The sequence below is a fragment of the Syntrophomonas curvata genome, assembly GCF_052976825.1.
Window position 1 is genome coordinate 1,956,043 of the sequence record NZ_CM129641.1, and the last position, 18,397, is coordinate 1,974,439.

General features: G+C 49.2%; 18 protein-coding genes and 1 other annotated feature. Of the genes, 2 read left to right on the forward strand and 16 right to left on the reverse strand.

Annotated elements, in window-relative coordinates:
* Positions 1-9: 9 nt before the first annotated feature.
* From ACU70B_RS08695 to ileS, 5 genes are all read right to left on the reverse strand, one after another.
* Positions 10-744, reverse strand: coding sequence for a type 1 glutamine amidotransferase (locus ACU70B_RS08695; protein WP_447183174.1), 735 nt, complete (start codon positions 742-744; stop codon positions 10-12).
* A gap of 26 nt (positions 745-770) precedes the next feature.
* Positions 771-2,153, reverse strand: coding sequence for a MurT ligase domain-containing protein (locus ACU70B_RS08700; protein ID WP_447183175.1), 1,383 nt, complete (start codon positions 2,151-2,153; stop codon positions 771-773).
* A 112-nt stretch (positions 2,154-2,265) separates the two neighbouring features.
* Complete coding sequence (locus ACU70B_RS08705; protein WP_447183176.1) at positions 2,266-3,462, reverse strand: glycosyltransferase family 4 protein; 1,197 nt, start codon at positions 3,460-3,462, stop codon at positions 2,266-2,268.
* Between the two features lie 184 nt (positions 3,463-3,646).
* On the reverse strand, positions 3,647-4,114 hold the full coding sequence (locus ACU70B_RS08710; protein WP_447183177.1) for a TraR/DksA C4-type zinc finger protein: 468 nt from the start codon (positions 4,112-4,114) through the stop codon (positions 3,647-3,649).
* Between the two features lie 142 nt (positions 4,115-4,256).
* The gene (gene ileS / locus ACU70B_RS08715; RefSeq protein ID WP_447183178.1) at positions 4,257-7,034 is read right to left on the reverse strand and encodes an isoleucine--tRNA ligase; all 2,778 of its coding nucleotides are present in this window, start codon (positions 7,032-7,034) and stop codon (positions 4,257-4,259) included.
* A 54-nt stretch (positions 7,035-7,088) separates the two neighbouring features.
* Positions 7,089-7,309: a binding site (T-box leader), on the reverse strand.
* A 218-nt stretch (positions 7,310-7,527) separates the two neighbouring features.
* On the opposite strand from ileS, the gene ACU70B_RS08720 reads away from it, so the two are divergent.
* A complete protein-coding gene (locus tag ACU70B_RS08720) occupies positions 7,528-8,808 on the forward strand; it encodes a methyl-accepting chemotaxis protein (protein WP_447183179.1) in 1,281 nt (426 codons plus the stop codon).
* Between the two features lie 10 nt (positions 8,809-8,818).
* On the opposite strand, the gene nth is transcribed toward ACU70B_RS08720, so the two are convergent.
* From nth to ACU70B_RS08740, 4 genes are all read right to left on the reverse strand, one after another.
* Positions 8,819-9,448: an endonuclease III gene (nth, locus tag ACU70B_RS08725; protein WP_447183180.1), complete on the reverse strand. Its 630-nt coding sequence runs from the start codon at positions 9,446-9,448 to the stop codon at positions 8,819-8,821.
* A 95-nt stretch (positions 9,449-9,543) separates the two neighbouring features.
* Entirely contained in the window at positions 9,544-10,266 is a 723-nt protein-coding gene (locus ACU70B_RS08730; RefSeq protein ID WP_447183181.1) for an amino acid ABC transporter ATP-binding protein, read from the reverse strand.
* Complete coding sequence (locus tag ACU70B_RS08735) at positions 10,263-10,934, reverse strand: amino acid ABC transporter permease (protein ID WP_447185738.1); 672 nt, start codon at positions 10,932-10,934, stop codon at positions 10,263-10,265. The genes ACU70B_RS08730 and ACU70B_RS08735 overlap by 4 nt, the downstream gene beginning before the upstream one ends.
* A gap of 140 nt (positions 10,935-11,074) precedes the next feature.
* Complete coding sequence (locus tag ACU70B_RS08740; protein WP_447183182.1) at positions 11,075-11,863, reverse strand: basic amino acid ABC transporter substrate-binding protein; 789 nt, start codon at positions 11,861-11,863, stop codon at positions 11,075-11,077.
* Positions 11,864-12,267: 404 nt separating this feature from the next.
* On the opposite strand from ACU70B_RS08740, the gene ACU70B_RS08745 reads away from it, so the two are divergent.
* Positions 12,268-13,164 (forward strand): DMT family transporter, encoded by an 897-nt coding sequence (locus tag ACU70B_RS08745; protein WP_447183183.1) that lies wholly within the window; start codon positions 12,268-12,270, stop codon positions 13,162-13,164.
* Here ACU70B_RS08745 and ACU70B_RS08750 read toward each other — a convergent pair.
* The 7 genes from ACU70B_RS08750 to ACU70B_RS08780 form a co-directional block, all read right to left on the reverse strand.
* Complete coding sequence (locus ACU70B_RS08750; RefSeq protein WP_447183184.1) at positions 13,155-13,445, reverse strand: DUF167 domain-containing protein; 291 nt, start codon at positions 13,443-13,445, stop codon at positions 13,155-13,157. The two genes, ACU70B_RS08745 and ACU70B_RS08750, sit on opposite strands and share 10 nt — an antisense overlap.
* Positions 13,446-13,447: 2 nt before the next feature.
* Complete coding sequence (locus ACU70B_RS08755; RefSeq protein ID WP_447183185.1) at positions 13,448-13,942, reverse strand: DivIVA domain-containing protein; 495 nt, start codon at positions 13,940-13,942, stop codon at positions 13,448-13,450.
* A gap of 31 nt (positions 13,943-13,973) precedes the next feature.
* Positions 13,974-15,896, reverse strand: coding sequence for a peptidase U32 family protein (locus tag ACU70B_RS08760; RefSeq protein WP_447183186.1), 1,923 nt, complete (start codon positions 15,894-15,896; stop codon positions 13,974-13,976).
* Between the two features lie 127 nt (positions 15,897-16,023).
* Positions 16,024-16,290, reverse strand: coding sequence for a YggT family protein (locus ACU70B_RS08765; protein ID WP_447183187.1), 267 nt, complete (start codon positions 16,288-16,290; stop codon positions 16,024-16,026).
* A 17-nt stretch (positions 16,291-16,307) separates the two neighbouring features.
* Positions 16,308-17,114 carry a pyrroline-5-carboxylate reductase gene (proC, locus tag ACU70B_RS08770; protein WP_447183188.1) on the reverse strand — a complete coding sequence of 269 codons (807 nt, stop codon included), beginning with the start codon at positions 17,112-17,114 and terminating at the stop codon, positions 16,308-16,310.
* The gene (locus ACU70B_RS08775; protein WP_447183189.1) at positions 17,114-17,545 is read right to left on the reverse strand and encodes a cell division protein SepF; all 432 of its coding nucleotides are present in this window, start codon (positions 17,543-17,545) and stop codon (positions 17,114-17,116) included. The genes proC and ACU70B_RS08775 overlap by 1 nt, the downstream gene beginning before the upstream one ends.
* A gap of 54 nt (positions 17,546-17,599) precedes the next feature.
* Entirely contained in the window at positions 17,600-18,280 is a 681-nt protein-coding gene (locus tag ACU70B_RS08780) for a YggS family pyridoxal phosphate-dependent enzyme (protein ID WP_447183190.1), read from the reverse strand.
* Between the last annotated feature and the right edge of the window lie 117 nt (positions 18,281-18,397).

The following is an 18,397-nucleotide window of genomic DNA, read 5'->3' on the forward strand; positions in this document are numbered from 1 at the left end:
CGGAGGCCGCTATCCTCCGAGGATTTGTTTTTTTACTTGGCGGTGGGCATAGTTTTCTATGGCGTCATCCAGGATAGTGTCAATAACCATTCCTTTACGCTTGGCCATCGCCTGAATGAAAAAGTCCGCCACAGACGGGTTTTTAGGCAGTAAAGGCCCATGCAGGTAGGTGCCTATAAGATTCTTATAACTGATGCCTTCGCATCCGTCTTCCCCATTGTTGCCAAAGCCTTTTACCACCCGGCCCAGCGGCCGGAGCTCGGTATCCTGAAAATAAGTACGCCCCCCATGGTTTTCAAAACCTACTATACTGATTTCTTCGCCGGTTATGGCGCTGTTGATCACTATATTGCCAATCAGCCGGTCTTTCGCCCCCCGGGTGTAAAAATCGAAAAACCCCAGGCCGTCCATTGTTTCTCCGTCCGCTCCGATATAGGACTTGCCCAGCAACTGGTAGGCGCCGCAGATGAATAATACCGGCAGTCCGTTTTCAATTTCCTGTTGCAGGCGCTCCGCTTGGCGGAACAAATCCCGGTACACCAATCCCTGTTCCCGGTCCGAGCCCCCTCCCATAAAGAGCATATCTATATCCTGGTAGTCCAGTTGTCCATTGAGTGGAATATCACTTATTACACAGCGGTGACCATACCATTGCAAACGCCTTTTCAGGCATGTTAGGTTGCCCTGGTCACCATAAAGGTTCATCAAATCGGGATACATATGAGCTATTTTATAATCGGCCATGATTTTTATCCTCCCTGTGGTTGGTTCTATCCCCGTACGGGAACTTTTCCCGCCGGTGCTCCGGAGCGTTTCTGCAGGCTCAGCAGTATCTTGCGGCATTCAAACAAGGCGGTATAGGTACTCAGAATGTAGCTGACGTCGCCTTCAAGGCTGGTGACGTACTCGATGCCCTCTTTTAGGTTCGACTTGATTATAAGCTGATCAGCAGGGTAGCCCGCATATTTCATCCGTAAGGCAATATCACCGCTGCGTATGCCTGAACAAACAATCTGCTTTATTTTACGGTCGGTTTCTATGGCTTCGATGTCGGCATCCCATATCCAGGAGATATCTCTTCCGTCGGCGACTTGGTCGTTAAGAGCAAAGAACAGGTGCTTAACTGCGGGATTCTCCATTACGGCAGCCAGGCTTTGGTTCAGCCCGGTCGGGTTTTTGACCAGAATTAAAATATTGGGCCGGCCATTGACGGTGAAGCTTTCCATGCGCCCGGCCCGGGGTTTAAAATCGGCTATAGCTTTCTGAATATACCGGGGTTCAATACCCAGGAGCCGGGCCGCAGACACGGCCGCAACTATGTTGTAAGCATTATAAAACCCCTGATAGGGACTGCTCAGCAACATATCATCTACCATAAGCTCAATAGCGGGGTGCATTACCAGGCCATGGCCGGTAAAATCCGGACTGGGGTTGTGATTGCCGCAGCCCGGACAGGAGTATTTTCCCAATTGGGCATAATGGTAACGCTGATATTGCAATTCCTGTCCACAGATAACACAATACCTTCCTTCCCGGCTCTCCCGGCTCTCATAACTGTCATAACTGCCCGGAGCAAAGCCGTAGTACCAGCAGTGCACTGCGGTAAGGCCTTGAAAATGTGCGCTCAGGGGGTCATCAGCGTTAAGTATCAGATCTATTCCTCTGCCCTTTACTGCCTCTCTGATAACCTGAACGGTGTAGTCCAGTTCACCATAGCGGTCAAGCTGGTCGCGAAAGAAATTGGTAATGAGGATAAGTCCTGCCTTGACTTCTTTTAATAATAAAGGAACGTTGGCCTCATCAGTTTCCAGCAGGGCATAATCAAACTGTTTTTGACCCGTAATGCCGGTGGCTGCAATAAATGCAGTGGTTATGCCGGGGATCATATTGGCTCCGGCCTGATTATGCACCAGGCTGGCGCCAGTCTGGTTTATAATCTGGGCCAGCATATTGCTGGTAGTGGTTTTTCCGTTGGTCCCGGTTACTATTATTATTCTGCCGGTAATCCTGGCGGCCAGTTCCCTCAATATGCCGGGATAAACGCGGCGGGCCATTTTACCGGGAAAGTTGCTGCCCTGATTTCCTATCCAGCGGCTGAACAGTATCAGGATTTTGCCGATTGCAATTGCCAGTATAAAGCGTAGTTTATTCATCTTATTTCTCCTCTGTTGGTTTGCATAAGTATAATTTACCACAGCTCAATGATTGTAATAAGCCCAGAAAAAATATTAGGCCTGTCCGCGACAGGCCTTTGATGGGCAGGGGTTAAGAACCAAACCAGCTCATCAGTTCTTTCATGCGGTTACGACGGCGCCGGCGTCTGATATCCAGCTGCAGGTAGACCTCTTCCAGCCGTTTAGCCATGTTGTGGGATGATAGGCTATCGGCCTTCAGTAGAGCATTGCGGCTGAATCTCCGCAGGGTGTTTTCGTCCTGCAGCAAGCGGCAAACAGCGGCTGCAAACTGCTCAATATCGCAGGAAGCAAGATAGCCATTGATGCCGTCGTCAACCATGTCCCGAACGCCGTAAGCCTTTACTGCCACCACCGGCAGACCGGCCGCCATGGCTTCAATCAGAACCAATCCCTGGGTTTCGGTTACCGACGAAAAAACAAAAAGGTCGGCCGAATAATAAACGTTTACCAGGGTATCAAACGGCAGGGCGCCGGTGAAAATCACATCCTGCTCCAGGGAAAAGCCCAGGTTCTGCGCCTGCTTTTTAAGCTCTCCCTCCAGCGGTCCCTGCGCGGTCAGAACCAGGGTGGTATCCGGCGCCTCATCATGTATGTTTTTGAAGGCATTGAGCAGGAAATCAAGGTTCTTTTCTTTGGTCAGCCGGCCTACAAACAGCAGAATCCGGTTTTGTTCCGGGATGTCATAGTGGCTCCGCAGCCATTTATTATCACCGTTATTAAATTTTTCGATGGGAACACCGGTAGGTATAACCGAGCGTGCGGTTTTGATGTCGTAGTTGCCCAGAATGACTTCCACTTCCCGGCTGGGAACAATTATATGGTCACATTGGTTACAAAAGTGCTTGCTGTATTTGATAGTAACGTCACGGGCCAGATCCTGAGCAACGGGAACGTAATGCACATACTGGTCATAAAGCGTATGATAGGTAAACACTATGGGTATATCATAACGGCGGGCATAATGTAAGCCAACTCTGCCCATGGTAAAAGGAGAATGAACATGAATGATATCCAAGTCGAGTCTTTTGAGCAGGTTGTTCATCCCCGGGAAAATAGGCAAGGCCAGAGTATAATCAGGGTTGGTCGGGGAAGGAACCGAGTAATACCGGTATACGCCATCTTCATTCTCATTATAGCCCGGATAACTGGGAGCAAAGATGTAGATATCATGCCCCCGTCGTTCAAGTTCTTCCCTGAATGTGCATATGGAAGTGACAACACCGCTGGTGTATGGTTTGAAGCTATCCGTGAAAATTCCTATTTTCACTGCGGCTGCCCTCCTTTATGTTACTAGCAGTTCGCTTTCTCCGATTCTTAAGATTCAATATATACTTTAATAATCTGTTTATCAAGACCCGGCAGATTCCCTCTATCCGGTTTGTTTTAACCTGTCAAATCATTATAGGCAGTTATATTCATCAGTCTCAGTCAGTCATTTTTTAAATCCGCTTTTAGCCTGACGATGAACCGTCGCCCGTTTCAAAGTACTCGTATCCGGCTACCTGGAAGGTCTCACCCCGGTCGGACATGGCGCCGGCACTAAGCGCCTCTTCCTCTGCCGGGCGGCGGTAACGGTCCCGGCGCTCCTGAGCACAGTGGGCGCAGAGGGTGGTGTTAACGGTTCTCTCCAGTCGGGCTGGTTCGATCGGCTGTCCGCAAACCTCGCAGATGCCGTATTTACCCTGCTGGTATTGGTGCAGAGCATCATTCACCTTTTCCATTTCCAGCTCCAGCAATTCCAATATCCCGGTATCTTTCTCCCTTTCATATACTTCCGAACCTATGTCACCGGGATGCTGGTCATAAAGGGAGAGTTCATCCGTTGTTTCCGCCAGGGGGGTCATCAATCTCTCCTGCAGAGTGGCGGTCATCTCCTCGAGTTCATGTTTTCGGGCCAGTAAACGATTGTACGGGTTCATAAAACAACACCTCTTATTCCTGTTTGCAATCCCCTCCTCAACTTATATATATTATCCCAAATGGCAGAATTATTAATCATTTGCATTTATAAAGCAGCGGGATTGCCCCCGCTGCAATACTGCCACCTAAGCGGCCTTTTATTTATAATCTTGCCACTACCTGCGAGCAGCGCTCACAGAGGTTGGTATGCCCGTCATGGCCGCCGACTGATGGTTCAATGATCCAGCAGCGCTCGCATTTTTCACCGGCGGCGGCGGCTACGTCTACCCATATGCCCGGTAATTCTTCGAGGTAAACAGCATTCCGGGTACGCTCACTCTCGTTTTTGAGTTCGACCTGGGAGACAATAAACACCTTTTCCAAATCATCGATCGTTTTAAGCAGGCTCAGCCATTCCGGGTCGGCATAAATGGTAACCTTGGCGCCCAGGGAATGCCCAATTGCCTTCCTGGTTCGAGCTTCTTCCAGGGATTTGGTGACGGCTTCCCTGACTTCCAGCACTCTGGTTATGCGAGTTCCAATAGCCTCGTCAATATACTCTTCCCGGTATGCGGGCCAATCTAGTAATTGTACGCTCACCGGACCGCTTTCCTTACGCAGATGGCTATAAATCTCCTCACTGGTATAGGCCAGAATAGGAGCCAGTATGACCACCAGAGCATTTATCAACTCATGGAGAACGGTCTGAGCCGCTTTCCTTTCCGGGTCCTCCGGATGGCAGCAATAGAGCCGGTCTTTTAAAATATCGAAATATATGCTGCTCAGATCAACCGTACAGAAGTTGTGAACCGCATGGAACACCACATGGAATTCGTAATCTTCATAAGCCTTGCTCACCCGTTTGATGAGTTGGTGCAGTTTTAACAGGGCCCATTTGTCCAGTTCATTCAGCTTCTGATACTCCACCGTTTCCTTGACCGGGTCAAAATCATAGAGGTTGCCCAGAATGAAGCGGCAGGTATTGCGGATTTTACGGTAGGCTTCAGCGCATTGTTTGATGATGTTGTCTGATACCGACACGTCGCTCCGATAGTCTGCCGAAGAAACCCAGAGCCTTAAAATATCCGCTCCCATGCTTTTTATCAGTTTTAGCGGGTCAATAGCATTCCCCATTGATTTGGACTGCTTTTTCCCCTGCTCATCCACCAGGAAGCCGTGGGTGAGCACCTGCCGATAAGGCGCCATGCCTTTGACCGCCACCGAAGTGGAAAGGGACGAGTTAAACCAGCCCCGATGCTGGTCACTGCCTTCCAGATACATATCCGCCGGCCAGCTCAATTCGTCATAGGTTTCCAATACAGCCATGTGACTGGAGCCGGAATCAAACCAGACATCCATAATATCGGTCTCCTTGCGGAATTTATCGCTGCCGCAATTGCTGCAGTGATAACCCTCGGGAAGCAGATAGGAAGCATCACCGCTGAACCAGATATCTGACCCCTGCTCGGCAAAAAGGGTGCTTATCCGTTCAATGGTGCTTTCGTCAATTATCGTGCTGCCGCAAGATTCGCAATAGAATATAGGTATGGGCACTCCCCAGCTGCGCTGCCGGGATATACACCAGTCACCCCGGTCTCTTACCATGTTGAAGATTCTTTCCCGACCCCAGGACGGAATCCACCGCACGCTATCGATAGCCTTCAGCGCATCCTGGCGAAAGCCTTCGATGGATGCGAACCACTGATCGGTGGCGCGGTAAATTATGGGATGTTTGCACCTCCAGCAATAAGGATACTGATGCTCGATACGGGAAGCCTTTAACAACAGGTTTCGTTTCTCCAATTCAGCAATTACATCCTTATTGGCATCATGAACCAGCAGGCCTTCAAACTGACCTGCCTCTTCGGTAAAACGGCCGCTGTTGTCCACCGGCGAAATTACTTCCAGTCCGTATTCCTTGCCTACAATGAAGTCATCTTCACCGTGACCGGGTGCGGTATGGACACAACCGGTACCGGCATCCAGGGTTACGTGGGCGCCAAGGACTACCAGGGAATCTCTTGCGAAGAAGGGATGGCGGCATACTGCCCTTTCCGCTTCCTTGCCCTTAAATTGTTTGATGATTTTATAGTCGGCCCAGTCAAGTTCTGCTGCGACCGTTTCCAGCAGTCCCCGGGCTATGACGTATTTTTCTTTATTGGCCTTCAGCACGATATAATCAAAATCCGGATGCAGGGATATACCTGTATTAGCGGGTAAAGTCCAGGGGGTAGTGGTCCAGATAATCACGTAAGCATCCTCGGGAATAACGCCCTTGCCATCCTTCACCGGGAATTTAACATAGATGGAGGGAGAGGTTTTATCACTGTATTCAATCTCGGCTTCAGCCAGGGCGGTCTCACAATCGGCACACCAGTAAACCGGTTTTAAGCCTTTGTAAATGTAGCCCTTGTGAGCCATTTCCCCAAAAACCTTAATCTGTATGGCTTCAAATTCAGGGTTTAAAGTCAGATAAGGATGATCCCAGTCACCCCGTACTCCCAGACGCTGAAACTGTTCGCTTTGTATGCCGACGTACTTGAGCGCATATTCTCTACAGTGTTTTCTGAATTCAATTACATCAGTACGCTTACGGTCAATGCCCAAATCTTTTATAGCCTGTGTCTCTATGGGCAAGCCGTGCGTATCCCACCCCGGAACATAGGGCGTGTCATGACCGGTCATAGAGCGGTGTTTGATAATTATGTCCTTTAACACCTTGTTTAAGGTATGCCCCAGGTGAATGTTGCCATTGGCATAGGGGGGGCCGTCATGGAGTATAAATGACGGCTTGCCGCTGTTTTTTTCCTGAACTTTCTGATATACATCGATTTTATTCCAATAATCCAGAATCTCCGGTTCTTTTGCCGGCAAGTTAGCCCGCATGGGAAAGTCAGTCCGGGGGAGATTCAAAGTTGCGTCGTATTTTCCTTTTGCCATTAATTAACCACCTCACCAAATTCTCTTAGCCATTAATTAAAAATACCTCTCATCCCAAGGGACGAAAGGCATTCTTCCGCGGTACCACCCTAATAGCATCCCTGTTATGGAACACCACTTTCTGCTGATAACGCCAGCTTTGCGTTCAAACCTAATTCTGCTTCGGCATGAAAACTCCCGGGTGATTTTCGGTGAAATACAGTGCCTGGCTCCCACCGGTTCCAGACTCGCTTAAAGCTGCCCTTTTCACTTACTGTCCCGTTCACGGTTATTGTTATATAGCACTTCTTAACAATCTTATTAATTTTAGCATATTGATTTTTCCAAAACAACATCTGCAGGGATTATTGCCATCTTATAGCAGAATAATTCCTTTTCCCGCAAATCTTCCTTGTATGTATATTCTTTTATTTGAATTTTTTGGTTGATATAGCAGGATATTTACTTTTTTTATCGAACCATTAAACTATATTATAATACGGGGGGCTTAAGATTGGGTACGAGAGACAACCAGGGGGAAAAGCGGGGTATGGTTATTAAGGTCTGCCTGCGCTCAGGCTTGGGAGCTGCTTGCTTAGGATTGGTAATCGGGGTTAGTTTAATAAATGTCCCTGCATTGCCTACGGTTATTTTCTGCACTATTGTTGCCGGTATCGGCGGTATATTCATAGGTCTTTTTTCCTCTTCGCAGAATCTTAAAGAATTTGTAAATCCCTCCCTCACTATGGCTGATTTCGCCAGCAGTGTATCGGAAGGAGACCTGACCCTTAAAATCAATGACATCAATAACGGCTACATGGCCCTGGTAGCCAACAACCTCAACGATATGGCTGCCAAACTGCGTAACCTGATTGGAGAAACCACCAACGTAACCCAGATAATTGTAGATTCATCCCAAACCCTGCTGGGACTTTCTCAGCAGACCGGCATTGCCGCCCGGGAAGTAGCGGCTTCAACCAGCGAGATAGCCACCGGGGCTGATAACCAGGCAGAAGCCACCAACTCAATTACCCAATCTATTTTGGAATTGGTGGAGACTATTAATACTATCGCCGCCAACACTCAGAAAAGCGTACATATGTCTATGGAAACCCAGTCGGCCATACAGAACGGTGTAGAGGCGGTAAAACTTCAGAATGCCAAAATGGAGGATAGCTATACCGCCATTGCAGCAGTCAGCCGGGCAGTGGAACTGCTTAACCAGAATTCCGCCAAAATCGAGCAGATCGTGGAAGTAATCGGAAACATAGCCAACCAGACCAACCTTCTGGCCCTTAATGCCGCCATAGAGGCAGCCCGGGCCGGAGAGCACGGCAAGGGGTTTGCAGTGGTGGCAGAGGAAGTGAGAACCCTGGCCGAGCAATCTGCCGGGTCAGCCCAGGAAATTGCAGGGCTTATAAAAGCAATGCAGAGCAATACCCATCAGGTGGTAGCGGATATGAGCACCACCAAAGACGCCTACACCCAACAGGCCGAAGCTATAAAGGCAACCAGCGATATCTTTGCGACTATTGTAAATTGTGTTAATCAAATAAACTCAGAAATTCAGGAAATATCTGCTGCCACCGAAGAGATGGCAGCTTCCACCGACCAGCTGGTTGACACCGTGAAAGAGGTAGCCGCCATAGCTCAGCAGACTGCCGCCAATTCACGCGAGGTCAACGAGCTGTCGGACAAGCAGGAACACTCACTTAACTCCATGATCGGAGAAATAGAGTCCTTGAAGGTTCATGTAGATAAAGTGCAGTCGATTGTGCGTACTTTTAAGATATAGGACGAGGTTTCTATTCCATGTTTCGTTCGCATAGATCATGCAAAACGCAGTCGGCGCACCCGGGTTTGCGAGCCCGGCAGACGGTACGGCCATGTGCGATTAAAAGATGATGAGCTTCTCCCCATAATTTGACAGGAATGGCCTGCTTCAGGCCATTTTCAATTTGGGCGGCACTTTTGCCGCTGGCAATTCCCAGCCTTCCGGCTACCCGTTTCACATGGGTATCAACCCCCAGCCCGGGCTTGCCAAAACCTACCGCCAATACAACATTGGCCGTTTTCCGGCCTACTCCCGGTAATTTAATCAATTCATCGAAATCACCGGGAACCTGCCCTCCGTAATCCCGGCCAATAATTGCCGAAAGTTCCTTGATATGACGAGCCTTGTTTTTGTAAAGTCCCACTCCCCTTATCAGCCCCTCCAGTTCCTGCAATTCGGCTCCGGCGAATTGTCCAGGGGTATCGTACTTTTTAAACAGCCCGGCCGTTACCTTATTAACCTGCTCATCGGTACTCTGGGCTGACAGCACTACCGCCACCAGCAACTCAAAGGAATCAGAAAAGTGCAGGCGCGTCCCCGCCTCGGGATACTCCTCTTTTAACAAATTGATTATTTTGAGCGCTCGCCTATCATTGTTCATAGTGACAATATTAAACACCAGCCTTAGAAATAACTAACATAGGTGATATACCGTTTCAGCCCTGGTTAAGAGACCGCCCTACCACATATCGGATGTCACAGTACTTTGCTTAGGAACGATTGGGTTCTGGGGTTTGCCGGGGTCTCAAACATCTGGCGGGGTGAGCCTTGTTCTACTATAATCCCTTCATCCATAAAAAGAACCCGATGCCCCACTTCCTTGGCAAAACCCATTTCGTGGGTTACCACCATCATGGTCATTCCTTCCCGTGCCAGGTCCTTCATTACCTCCAGTACTTCACCCACCATCTCCGGATCCAGGGCCGAAGTGGGCTCGTCAAACAGCATAACTTTAGGCTGCATGGCCAGGGCCCGGGCAATGGCTACGCGCTGTTTCTGCCCCCCCGACAACTGGGCGGGATGCACGTCGTCCTTATCGGAAAGCCCAACTTTTCGGAGCAGTTCGTGGGCAATATGACCGGCCTCGGCCTTATCCATTTTCTTAATGATTATAGGCGCCATAGTGACATTTTCCAAAGTGGTACGGTGCGGAAAAAGGTTAAAATGCTGAAAAACCATACCTACCTGTTGGCGCACTTTATTGATATCGGTCTTAGGCGAGGTCAGTTCCACCCCGTCTATAGTTACCTTGCCGGAATCCGGCTTCTCCAACTGGTTGACACAGCGCAAAAGGGTGCTCTTGCCGGAACCGCTGGGTCCGATGACACATACGACCTCCCGGGCAGATACATGGCAGTCAATACCCTTTAAGACCTGGAGCTGGCCAAAACTCTTGTATAGATTCTCGACCTTTATCATTCGGTTGCCAGCCTCCTTTCCAGGTAATCGCCCAGCATTGAGAGCAGCCGGGTTAACAACAGATAAATCAAGGCTACGGTACCCCAAATCCATGCCGCTTCATAGGTTACCGAGTACAGGATCCTCCCCTGGTGGGTGAGCTCCTCGGCGCCAATAACCGCAACCAGAGAGGTATCTTTGAGCAGGGCGATAAATTCATTAACCATCGGCGGTATGACTATTTTGTAAGCCTGGGGCAATATCACATGCCACATAGCCTGAGCGTTGGTCATTCCCAACGAGCGCGCTGCTTCCATCTGCCCCCGCTCCACCGCCTGGATACCGGCCCTTACTATTTCGGCGATATAGGCGCCGCTGTTAAGAGAACATACTATAACCGCTGCCTGAAAGGAATTGGCATCAAACACCAGCGGCAATACGCCGAAATAAAACAGCAGAATCTGCACGAACAAAGGTGTGCCCCGAAAAAAGTCAATATAAACAATCCCGGGCAGAGCCACCAGCTTATAGCGTGACATTTTTAGTAAAGCGGCTATCAAGCCCAGTATCATGCCAAAGGCAACGGACAATGCGGTGATTTCCAAGGTAAGCACCGTACCCCGCAGAAAATTGCCCATATTACTGCTGACTACCTGAAAGCCATTCAATGACAGCAACGATTGCAGCATATCCAAGCCGAATATATTTAGGTCCAGACACTGTAACATCAATTAGTCCCCTTTAGGTAATTTACAATTTAAAAGCGCGAGCCTGTGACTCACGCTTTTAAGCTGCCGTTATTATGGTTGACCAACTTTAGCGCAGCAGTTTAATCAAGCCATTTCTTGTAAATCTGATCGTACTCGCCACTAGCCTTTAACTCCTCCAGCCCCTTGTTGATATCATTCAGGAGTTTGCTGTTCCCCTTCTTGACGGCAATACCATACTGGCTGTCAGCACTGAATACCTCGCCTACCATTTTTACGTTATCCTTGCCGCTGGTCTTGATATAATCAGCAGTTACCGGATGGTCATTCACGACCGCATCCACCCCGCCTTTTTGCAGTTCCATAAAGGCTTCGCCCACTGACTCAAATATCTTTACCTTAGTAGACGGATCCTCCGTTTTTATCTTCTGGCAGGTATCAGCACCAGTAGTACCAACCTGGGCCGCTATCCGTTTACCCTGCAGGTCTTTGGTGGTACTAATGCCGGCAGTGTCTTTCTTGACCGCAATGATAAGACCGGCATCAAAATACGGCTTGCTAAAATCTACGACCTTGGCCCTGTCAGGTTCAATCGTTATAGCCGCTATGGCGCAATCGATATTGCCGCTTTCAACCGCTGGTATCAGGGCATCGAAGCCCAGATTCTTGATCTCCACTTCATATCCCTGCTTCTCGGCAATAGCCCTTATGATGTCCATGTCAATTCCGGTATACTGACCATCTTTGACCATTTCAAAGGGGGGAAAGGTTGCCTCGGTTCCAACCACCAATTTCTCCTTTTTGCCGCTGTCATTGTTATCCTGCCCGCTCTGACCGCCGCAGCCGATTACCGTAACCAGCAAGCCGGTGAGTACCAAACCTGCTGCCAAAGCTTTAAACCACTTTTTCAACCGCCGTTCACTCCTCTGTTGTCAATATGATTAATACATATCATAATTATATACATTGTGTTTTACTTCGACAACGGTTTAGTTTGCGGCCATTATTTTCCCGTTCCCTTCTATGCCGCCCGGGGGGCATCACAGGCAGACGCATGGCCGTAGACGAAAACAGAAGGGCTGGGTGGGCAGTCAACTTTAATAAGTCCTTGCGTCAGGCTTAAGGGTCAGGCTGCTCCGTCCGTCCGGGTCTGTTTTCGGCTAATCGTACTTATACATTTTTTATCGGACAGGCAAACTAAATATGATTACCCTGAATTGCCGGCTTAGGCTTTGCATCTATTGAAGGCAATCACTATAATTAAGAATGCTGCTGTTTATAATATGCAAAAAGTTACTTTGATCGGGGCTTGGAAATGATTTTAAAGAAACGTACCGAAGCTGAACTCAGTATGCTGCTGGTTGCTGTCGTTTGGGGCAGCACCTTTGTTATAGTTAAAAACTCGCTGGCGGAGATCGGGCCTTTCCTGTTTCTGGGCATACGTTTTATTATGGCTTTTCTGTTACTCGCTGCAATATCCTGGCGTCAACTGATAAAGGCCCCGCTTTCCACCTTGTATGCCGGCTCTTTCCTGGGGATATTGCTGACCGTCGGCTATGTGTTTCAGACCGTAGGGCTGAAATATACTACTTCATCCAACGCCGGCTTTATCACCGGTCTGAGTGTGGTGCTGGTACCTATTCTCTATGCGGCCATAAACCAAATAAAACCAGGTTTTAATACCGTTATTACGGTTCTGCTGGCATTCTCGGGCCTGTTTTTGCTGTCGTTCAAAGATTGGCACACGTCTCTGTCTTATGGCGATATGCTGGTTCTGGTATCGGCCATAGGTTTTGCTTTTCATATCATTTTTGTAGACCGCTTGTCTTACCGCCATAATGCTATCGCTATTACCAGCGGACAATTACTCTTTGTAGGCTTGTTTTGCATGCTGGTAGGACTGGTTGGCGAACCTTGGCCCTTCCGATTCAGCAGTTCACTTATAGCGGCGCTGTTGGTTACTTCTATCTTTGCCACCGCATTGGCCTTCCTGCTGCAGAACAGTATGCAAAAATACAGTACCCCTACCCGTTTTGCGGTTATATTGACTACCGAACCGGTTTTTGCGGCTCTGGCAGGTCATCTTTGGGCTCATGAAACCTTTACTCAACGCGCCCTGGTGGGAGCCGTACTGATTCTGGCGGCTATGCTTATCTCCATCCTGAGCCGAAAAAAAAGCCTGGTTCCTCACCAGCAGACCGGTCAGATCTGACCGGTCTTCAGTAAAAATTCCTCTTTGGCCATAGCCCTGATTTCGATAAGTTTGTTCCGGGACGTTTCACCTCGAAGCAGGATTATGTTTTTACGTGGTAACTTCAGGAAACGAGCCAGGAAGTCGATCAGAGCCTGGTTGGCCTCACCTTCCACCGGGGGCGCGGTTAGCTTAACCTTTAAGGCCCCGTCCTGTTCCCCGGCAATCTGGTTCCGGGACGAACGCGGCTGCACTTTAATTTCCACCCTGATTCCATTGTCGGTTTCCTGTATGTTAAGCATAGTTATTCCTTAATGTTTATGTGCTCCAGTTTCTCCAGCATATCCTTCAAATCCCGGCTGTAAAAAAACTCGGAGAGTTCATCCACTTTACTCTGGTTCTTTTCCAGCATTTCCATCTGGCCGCCTATTTGCGCTTTGAGTTCGGTGCTGAAAACGCTCAGTCGCTTTATTATTTCCTGGTACACCATCAGAACTTCAGCGATACGTTTTTTGGCATCTTGTAAAATCAACTCCGATTCTTTACGGGCGCTGGATTTCATGTCCTCGGCCGTCTTCTGGGCGAATATAAGGCTGTTGTTCATGGTTTCCTCTATTTTGCGATACTTGCCAAGTTCCCCTTCCAATCTTTTGATCGTTTCCTTCAGGGTAGCGTTTTCGCTGTAGAGGTTTTCATAATCCTGGGCCAGTTGCATGAGAAAATTTTTTACTTCATCCTGGTCGTATCCGCGGATAGATTTACCGAATTGCTGGTTGCGGATTTCCATGGCCGTAATCATAGCTAACCCTCCTTAGCAAGTCTTATTATTATTAACCCCTGGTCTGGTTCCCGAAATACGGTGCCGCGGTGAGGCCTCCGGGATGCAAATGCAATAGTTTAATATAGTTATCCCTTTCCTGCCAATTTCCCTGCGCCATTTTATCCATAGCTTCACGGTATAGCGATACGGTAGCCACAACCTGCTCCGGATCATAGTATTGTCCGTCTATGCGCAAATATCTGAGACCTGCACGGTATAACCGGGGCAGGTAAGAGAAAAGACACAGGTCATACGGGTAATATATATAATTGCGGCACTGGGCGTCACTGCGGATATGGTAATGCTGACCATGTTCATCCATAAGGGCATATTCCTCTGAGCGGCATTCTTCGCGGCAGTTTTCCTTTTCTGCTCCGGTTGCGGCCCGGGCCGGGCAAAAATCGGTAACCAGCCCGTAGAGGGGGCCGTGCACCATTAATTCAATGTCGGTTCCGCTATCTAGAATGCTCTTTAGTTTAGAGTAATCAAGCTCGGTTGATGCCGTCAGCCTTTTAAGCCCTTTGCTCCTGAAGAAATCTGCCGCCGTACTGTTGCTGACGTTTAACCCCGGACCGGCGCTTACCGCCAAACCTTTATGCAGAGCCAATCCCAGACTGCCGTATTCGTTAACCATTACCTCCAGCCGGGGCCGCTCCCTGATCCAATCCAGCAGCTGCTCTATAGGTTCCATCTCGGCGGCGTTAATTACGCGCGGAGTCTCCACGACCAGGTCGATCGCTTGGCCTTCCGTCCGTTCCAGGACTTGCTCTATCCCGGCCTTATTCCATCCTGCCCGGTGCTGGCGCATATACTCGTAGCCTAGTATAATCCTGTTTACGCCCATATTGAGCAGCGGTTCGAGCATCTCCAGATTGGCTGCCTTAACGCTGATTGCCGCCGGCTCGCCGTCACCAACTGCAATTTTGCCCGGTTCCATATAATCATCGGTCTCGAGTCTGTCCAAACTGCGGGCCGAAGTCAGGAAAAACGGTTCCCGTTCTCCGCTTAAGCCTACCGACTCCGAGCCGGTGCGGCCAAACAGACTGGCAGTACTGAAATCTCTGATCCTTTTTGCCGCCAGTTTTTCTTCATCTTTCTGACCAGCCTGACTGTCTTCGCGATTTTCGATAATACGATCCAGGGCTTTTCTGTATATGCCCACCAGGAAAGCCAGGTAGTCACCTTCCCGCATCCGGCCTTCTATCTTAAAGGAAGTAACCCCGGCTTCCGCCAGGGCTTTAAGGTGGGAATAAAGGCAGAGGTCTTTGTGAGCCAAATAGTACCCCGGCTCATTACTGCCATCAGTAATCCCCTTTAAGCTATACTGCCAGCGGCAGGGCTTGATACATATACCCCGGTTTCCGCTTTCACCTGTAATCAGACTGCTGAGCAAGCACTTCCCCGCATGGGAGATGCAGAGGTCTCCGTGAGCAAAAAACTCAATGGTCATGGGGTGGTTTTCATGAATTCGGGAAATTTCCTGCAATGAAAGGTTTTTCGACAGTATCGCCTGGCTTACCCCGTTGGCGGCGAGAAATTCAAGAGCCTCGGCACTGCCCAGACCCATTTGCACGCTGGCATGCAGCGGCAGGGTTAAACCAAGCTGCCGGTGCAACTGGAGTATGGCGCTGTCCTGTATAATCAGGGCGTCCACTCCGATTTCTTCAAGAAACAGAAGGTAATCGGCAAGACCCTTTATTTCCTCATCATAGTAAATGTTGTTAACGGTAATATACAGGCGCTTGTTCTGCTGGTGCAGGTAGTTTGCGGCATCCTGCAATTCCCGGTCAGAAAAATTAAAACCTGGCCGGAGCAGGCGCATATTAAATCTCTTGCCGCCCAGGTATACCGCATCTGCACCTGCGGCGGCAACCTTCTCCAGTGCTTCCCATTTGCCCGCCGGAGCCAGGAGTTCAATCCTTTTTTTATCCATCTGTACCTCGCCTTTGTCCCTTTGCGTATTATCTATACTTTTTTCGGATTCACCGGCTGAGTCCTGTCAGTTCGCATACTCTGCCAAATCCGGAGCTTTCCCCGTCCTGCCGGCTGAACCCCGGCTTTTAGAACATCAATAATAACTGTATTACCAAATAGCGCACCATCTCTATCGCCAATACCGCAATAAAAGGTGAGAAATCAATCCCTCCGGCAGAAGGTATAATCCTGCGGAAAGGGCTCATGACCGGCTCAGTAACGTCATAAATAAACCGGATCATCGGTTGATAGGGATTATGACGGACAAAGGAAAGCAGGCACCGGGCAATTATCAGATATACCAGTACCTGAAAAACGACGTTTACTATATAAATTATCTGTGATGTTATCAATGGAGCGTATCCTCCCCTTAATCATCTTTAGAAAGTTCAACAGACCTATTATAAGCCATTTCCACCGCATCAAAAAAGGCCTTGCGCAGACCATTAGCTTCCAATTGTCTTATTCCGGCAATGGTCGTGCCCCCCGGTGACGAAACATCCTTACGCAAAATTGCCGGATGTTCGCCGCTCTGCGCAATCATCTGCAGGCTGCCCTGCATGGTTTGTAAAACCAGTTCACGGGCCAGGCCGCTGTCAAGCCCTATTTGCAGAGCGGCATCCATGAAGGCCTCAACTACCAGAAATACATAGGCAGGCCCGCTTCCGGAAACAGCGGTAGCTGCATCCATATATTTTTCATCTATCCTGACTGCGGTCCCCAAACAGTCAAAAATACTCATGACCAGGGCAACATCCTGGTTGGTGGCCCGGCTGCCGGCAGCTACCGCTGCTATTCCCTGCCCCACCAGGCAGGGGGTATTGGGCATAACCCTTACCACCGCCATCTGATTCCCGGTAGCTTTTTCGATACCGGCCAGCTTGATCCCGGCAGCAATGGATATTAACAACTGACCTGGGTGCCACAGACCCTGGCCGGCTTTCAGGGCTTCTATCACCTGATAAGGCTTAACCGCCATAATAACGGTACTGCACTTGTGCAGCAGTTCTGCATAAGATGCGGTTTTAATTCCGTGTTCACGGCTAAAAGTCAAAGCCTTGGTCTCGTCTACGTCATTGACTATTATTTCCGCAAACCCGGCCCTATCCGCACCTAATCCCTTGACGATCGCATTTGCCATCCTGCCGCAGCCGACAATCCCCAGGCATTCCGGCACTAGCGCTCACCTCCGAAGGGATTGAGCAGTCCCGGCTTGCGTATCAGGGCGCGATGATCCTTGGCTATCTCTACGTTATTGGGAGCAAAGACAAAAATATTTTTCCCCAGTTGCTGGCTGTTGCCTTCCAGGGCATAGGTCGTCCCGCTGATGAAATCTATGATTCTTCGCGCCTCATCCGGCTGGGTGTTTTCAAAGTTTAGAATGAGCTGTTTGCGGCTTTTGAGATGATCGGCCAGGACCTGCACCTCTTCAAAGCTGTCTGGTTCACAGACAACCACTTTCATGGTCTTGTTGCTATGTATACTTACCACATTGGGAACCGATTTCTGGCTGTCTTCGACATTACCCGGCAGGGAAACATACTCTTCCCGCACTACTTCCTCACCCTCGAGACCCAGCCAAGTCCACATCCTGTTGAATACGCCCATATTATACCCTCCTTGGTTTTTCTAGCTCTTCTATCCGATTTAGATAGCCACTGCTTAGTCGGGATGAAAGATTGCGCTTCCAATCCGTACCAGGTTGGCTCCTTCCTCAATCGCCACCTCATAATCCTGCGACATTCCCATTGACAAATAACGCATGTCAACATTAATATATCGATGTTTAACCATTTTTTCTTTAATCTCCAAGAGCTCTTTGAATATCGGTCGGGCCCTCTCACCCTGATCCGAAAGCGGCGCCATGGTCATTAAGCCATGTAAACGCACGGCTTTCAACTGACCCATCGATTCCAGAAAATTCCGGACCTCATTTGGGTCTACGCCTGCCTTCTGTTCCTCGCCGGCAATATTCACCTGCAGCAGACAGGGAACCTCAACCCCCTCCCTTTGTCCCCTCCTGTCCAGTTCTTCGGCCAGGCTCCAGCGATCCAGGGAATGTATCAAAACCGCCTTGCCCACCACATCTTTTACCTTATTGCTCTGCAGCCTTCCAATCAGGTGCCACCTGGCTTCAGGCAGCAGGCTGATTTTTTTGTTTAGTTCCTGTACCCGATTTTCGCCAAAGTCGCTTACCCCAAGCTCAAAGGCCCGGCGCACAGTGTCACTGTCAACCGTTTTGCTGACCGCTACCAGGGTAATGTCAGACCAACGGCGTCCGCTTTTGGCAGCAGCCCTTGCTATGCGTTCTTTTACCAGATTTAGACTATCTTTTAATTCCATTTGTTTCACCTTTAACCTTAAAAAAACTGTGGATATGCCACGCGGGTCTGAAAATATACATACACAAAAATATTATAATCTTTACTTTGCCCTTTTATTCTTCAATAACCATTGTTT

Excerpts from the sequence above, each read along its gene's own strand:
- ACU70B_RS08760 (WP_447183186.1), bottom strand. The coding sequence starts at position 15,896 with ATGGATAAAAAAAGGATTGAACTCCTGGCTCCGGCGGGCAAATGGGAA.
- nth (WP_447183180.1), bottom strand. The coding sequence starts at position 9,448 with ATGAACAATGATAGGCGAGCGCTCAAAATAATCAATTTGTTAAAAGAG.
- ACU70B_RS08780 (WP_447183190.1), bottom strand. The coding sequence starts at position 18,280 with ATGGAATTAAAAGATAGTCTAAATCTGGTAAAAGAACGCATAGCAAGG.
- ACU70B_RS08695 (WP_447183174.1), bottom strand. The coding sequence starts at position 744 with ATGGCCGATTATAAAATAGCTCATATGTATCCCGATTTGATGAACCTT.
- ACU70B_RS08745 (WP_447183183.1), top strand. The coding sequence starts at position 12,268 with ATGATTTTAAAGAAACGTACCGAAGCTGAACTCAGTATGCTGCTGGTT.
- ACU70B_RS08735 (WP_447185738.1), bottom strand. The coding sequence starts at position 10,934 with ATGCTGCAATCGTTGCTGTCATTGAATGGCTTTCAGGTAGTCAGCAGT.
- ACU70B_RS08700 (WP_447183175.1), bottom strand. The coding sequence starts at position 2,153 with ATGAATAAACTACGCTTTATACTGGCAATTGCAATCGGCAAAATCCTG.
- ACU70B_RS08775 (WP_447183189.1), bottom strand. The coding sequence starts at position 17,545 with ATGGGCGTATTCAACAGGATGTGGACTTGGCTGGGTCTCGAGGGTGAG.
- ileS (WP_447183178.1), bottom strand. The coding sequence starts at position 7,034 with ATGGCAAAAGGAAAATACGACGCAACTTTGAATCTCCCCCGGACTGAC.
- ACU70B_RS08730 (WP_447183181.1), bottom strand. The coding sequence starts at position 10,266 with ATGATAAAGGTCGAGAATCTATACAAGAGTTTTGGCCAGCTCCAGGTC.
- ACU70B_RS08755 (WP_447183185.1), bottom strand. The coding sequence starts at position 13,942 with ATGATTACGGCCATGGAAATCCGCAACCAGCAATTCGGTAAATCTATC.
- ACU70B_RS08750 (WP_447183184.1), bottom strand. The coding sequence starts at position 13,445 with ATGCTTAACATACAGGAAACCGACAATGGAATCAGGGTGGAAATTAAA.
- ACU70B_RS08710 (WP_447183177.1), bottom strand. The coding sequence starts at position 4,114 with ATGAACCCGTACAATCGTTTACTGGCCCGAAAACATGAACTCGAGGAG.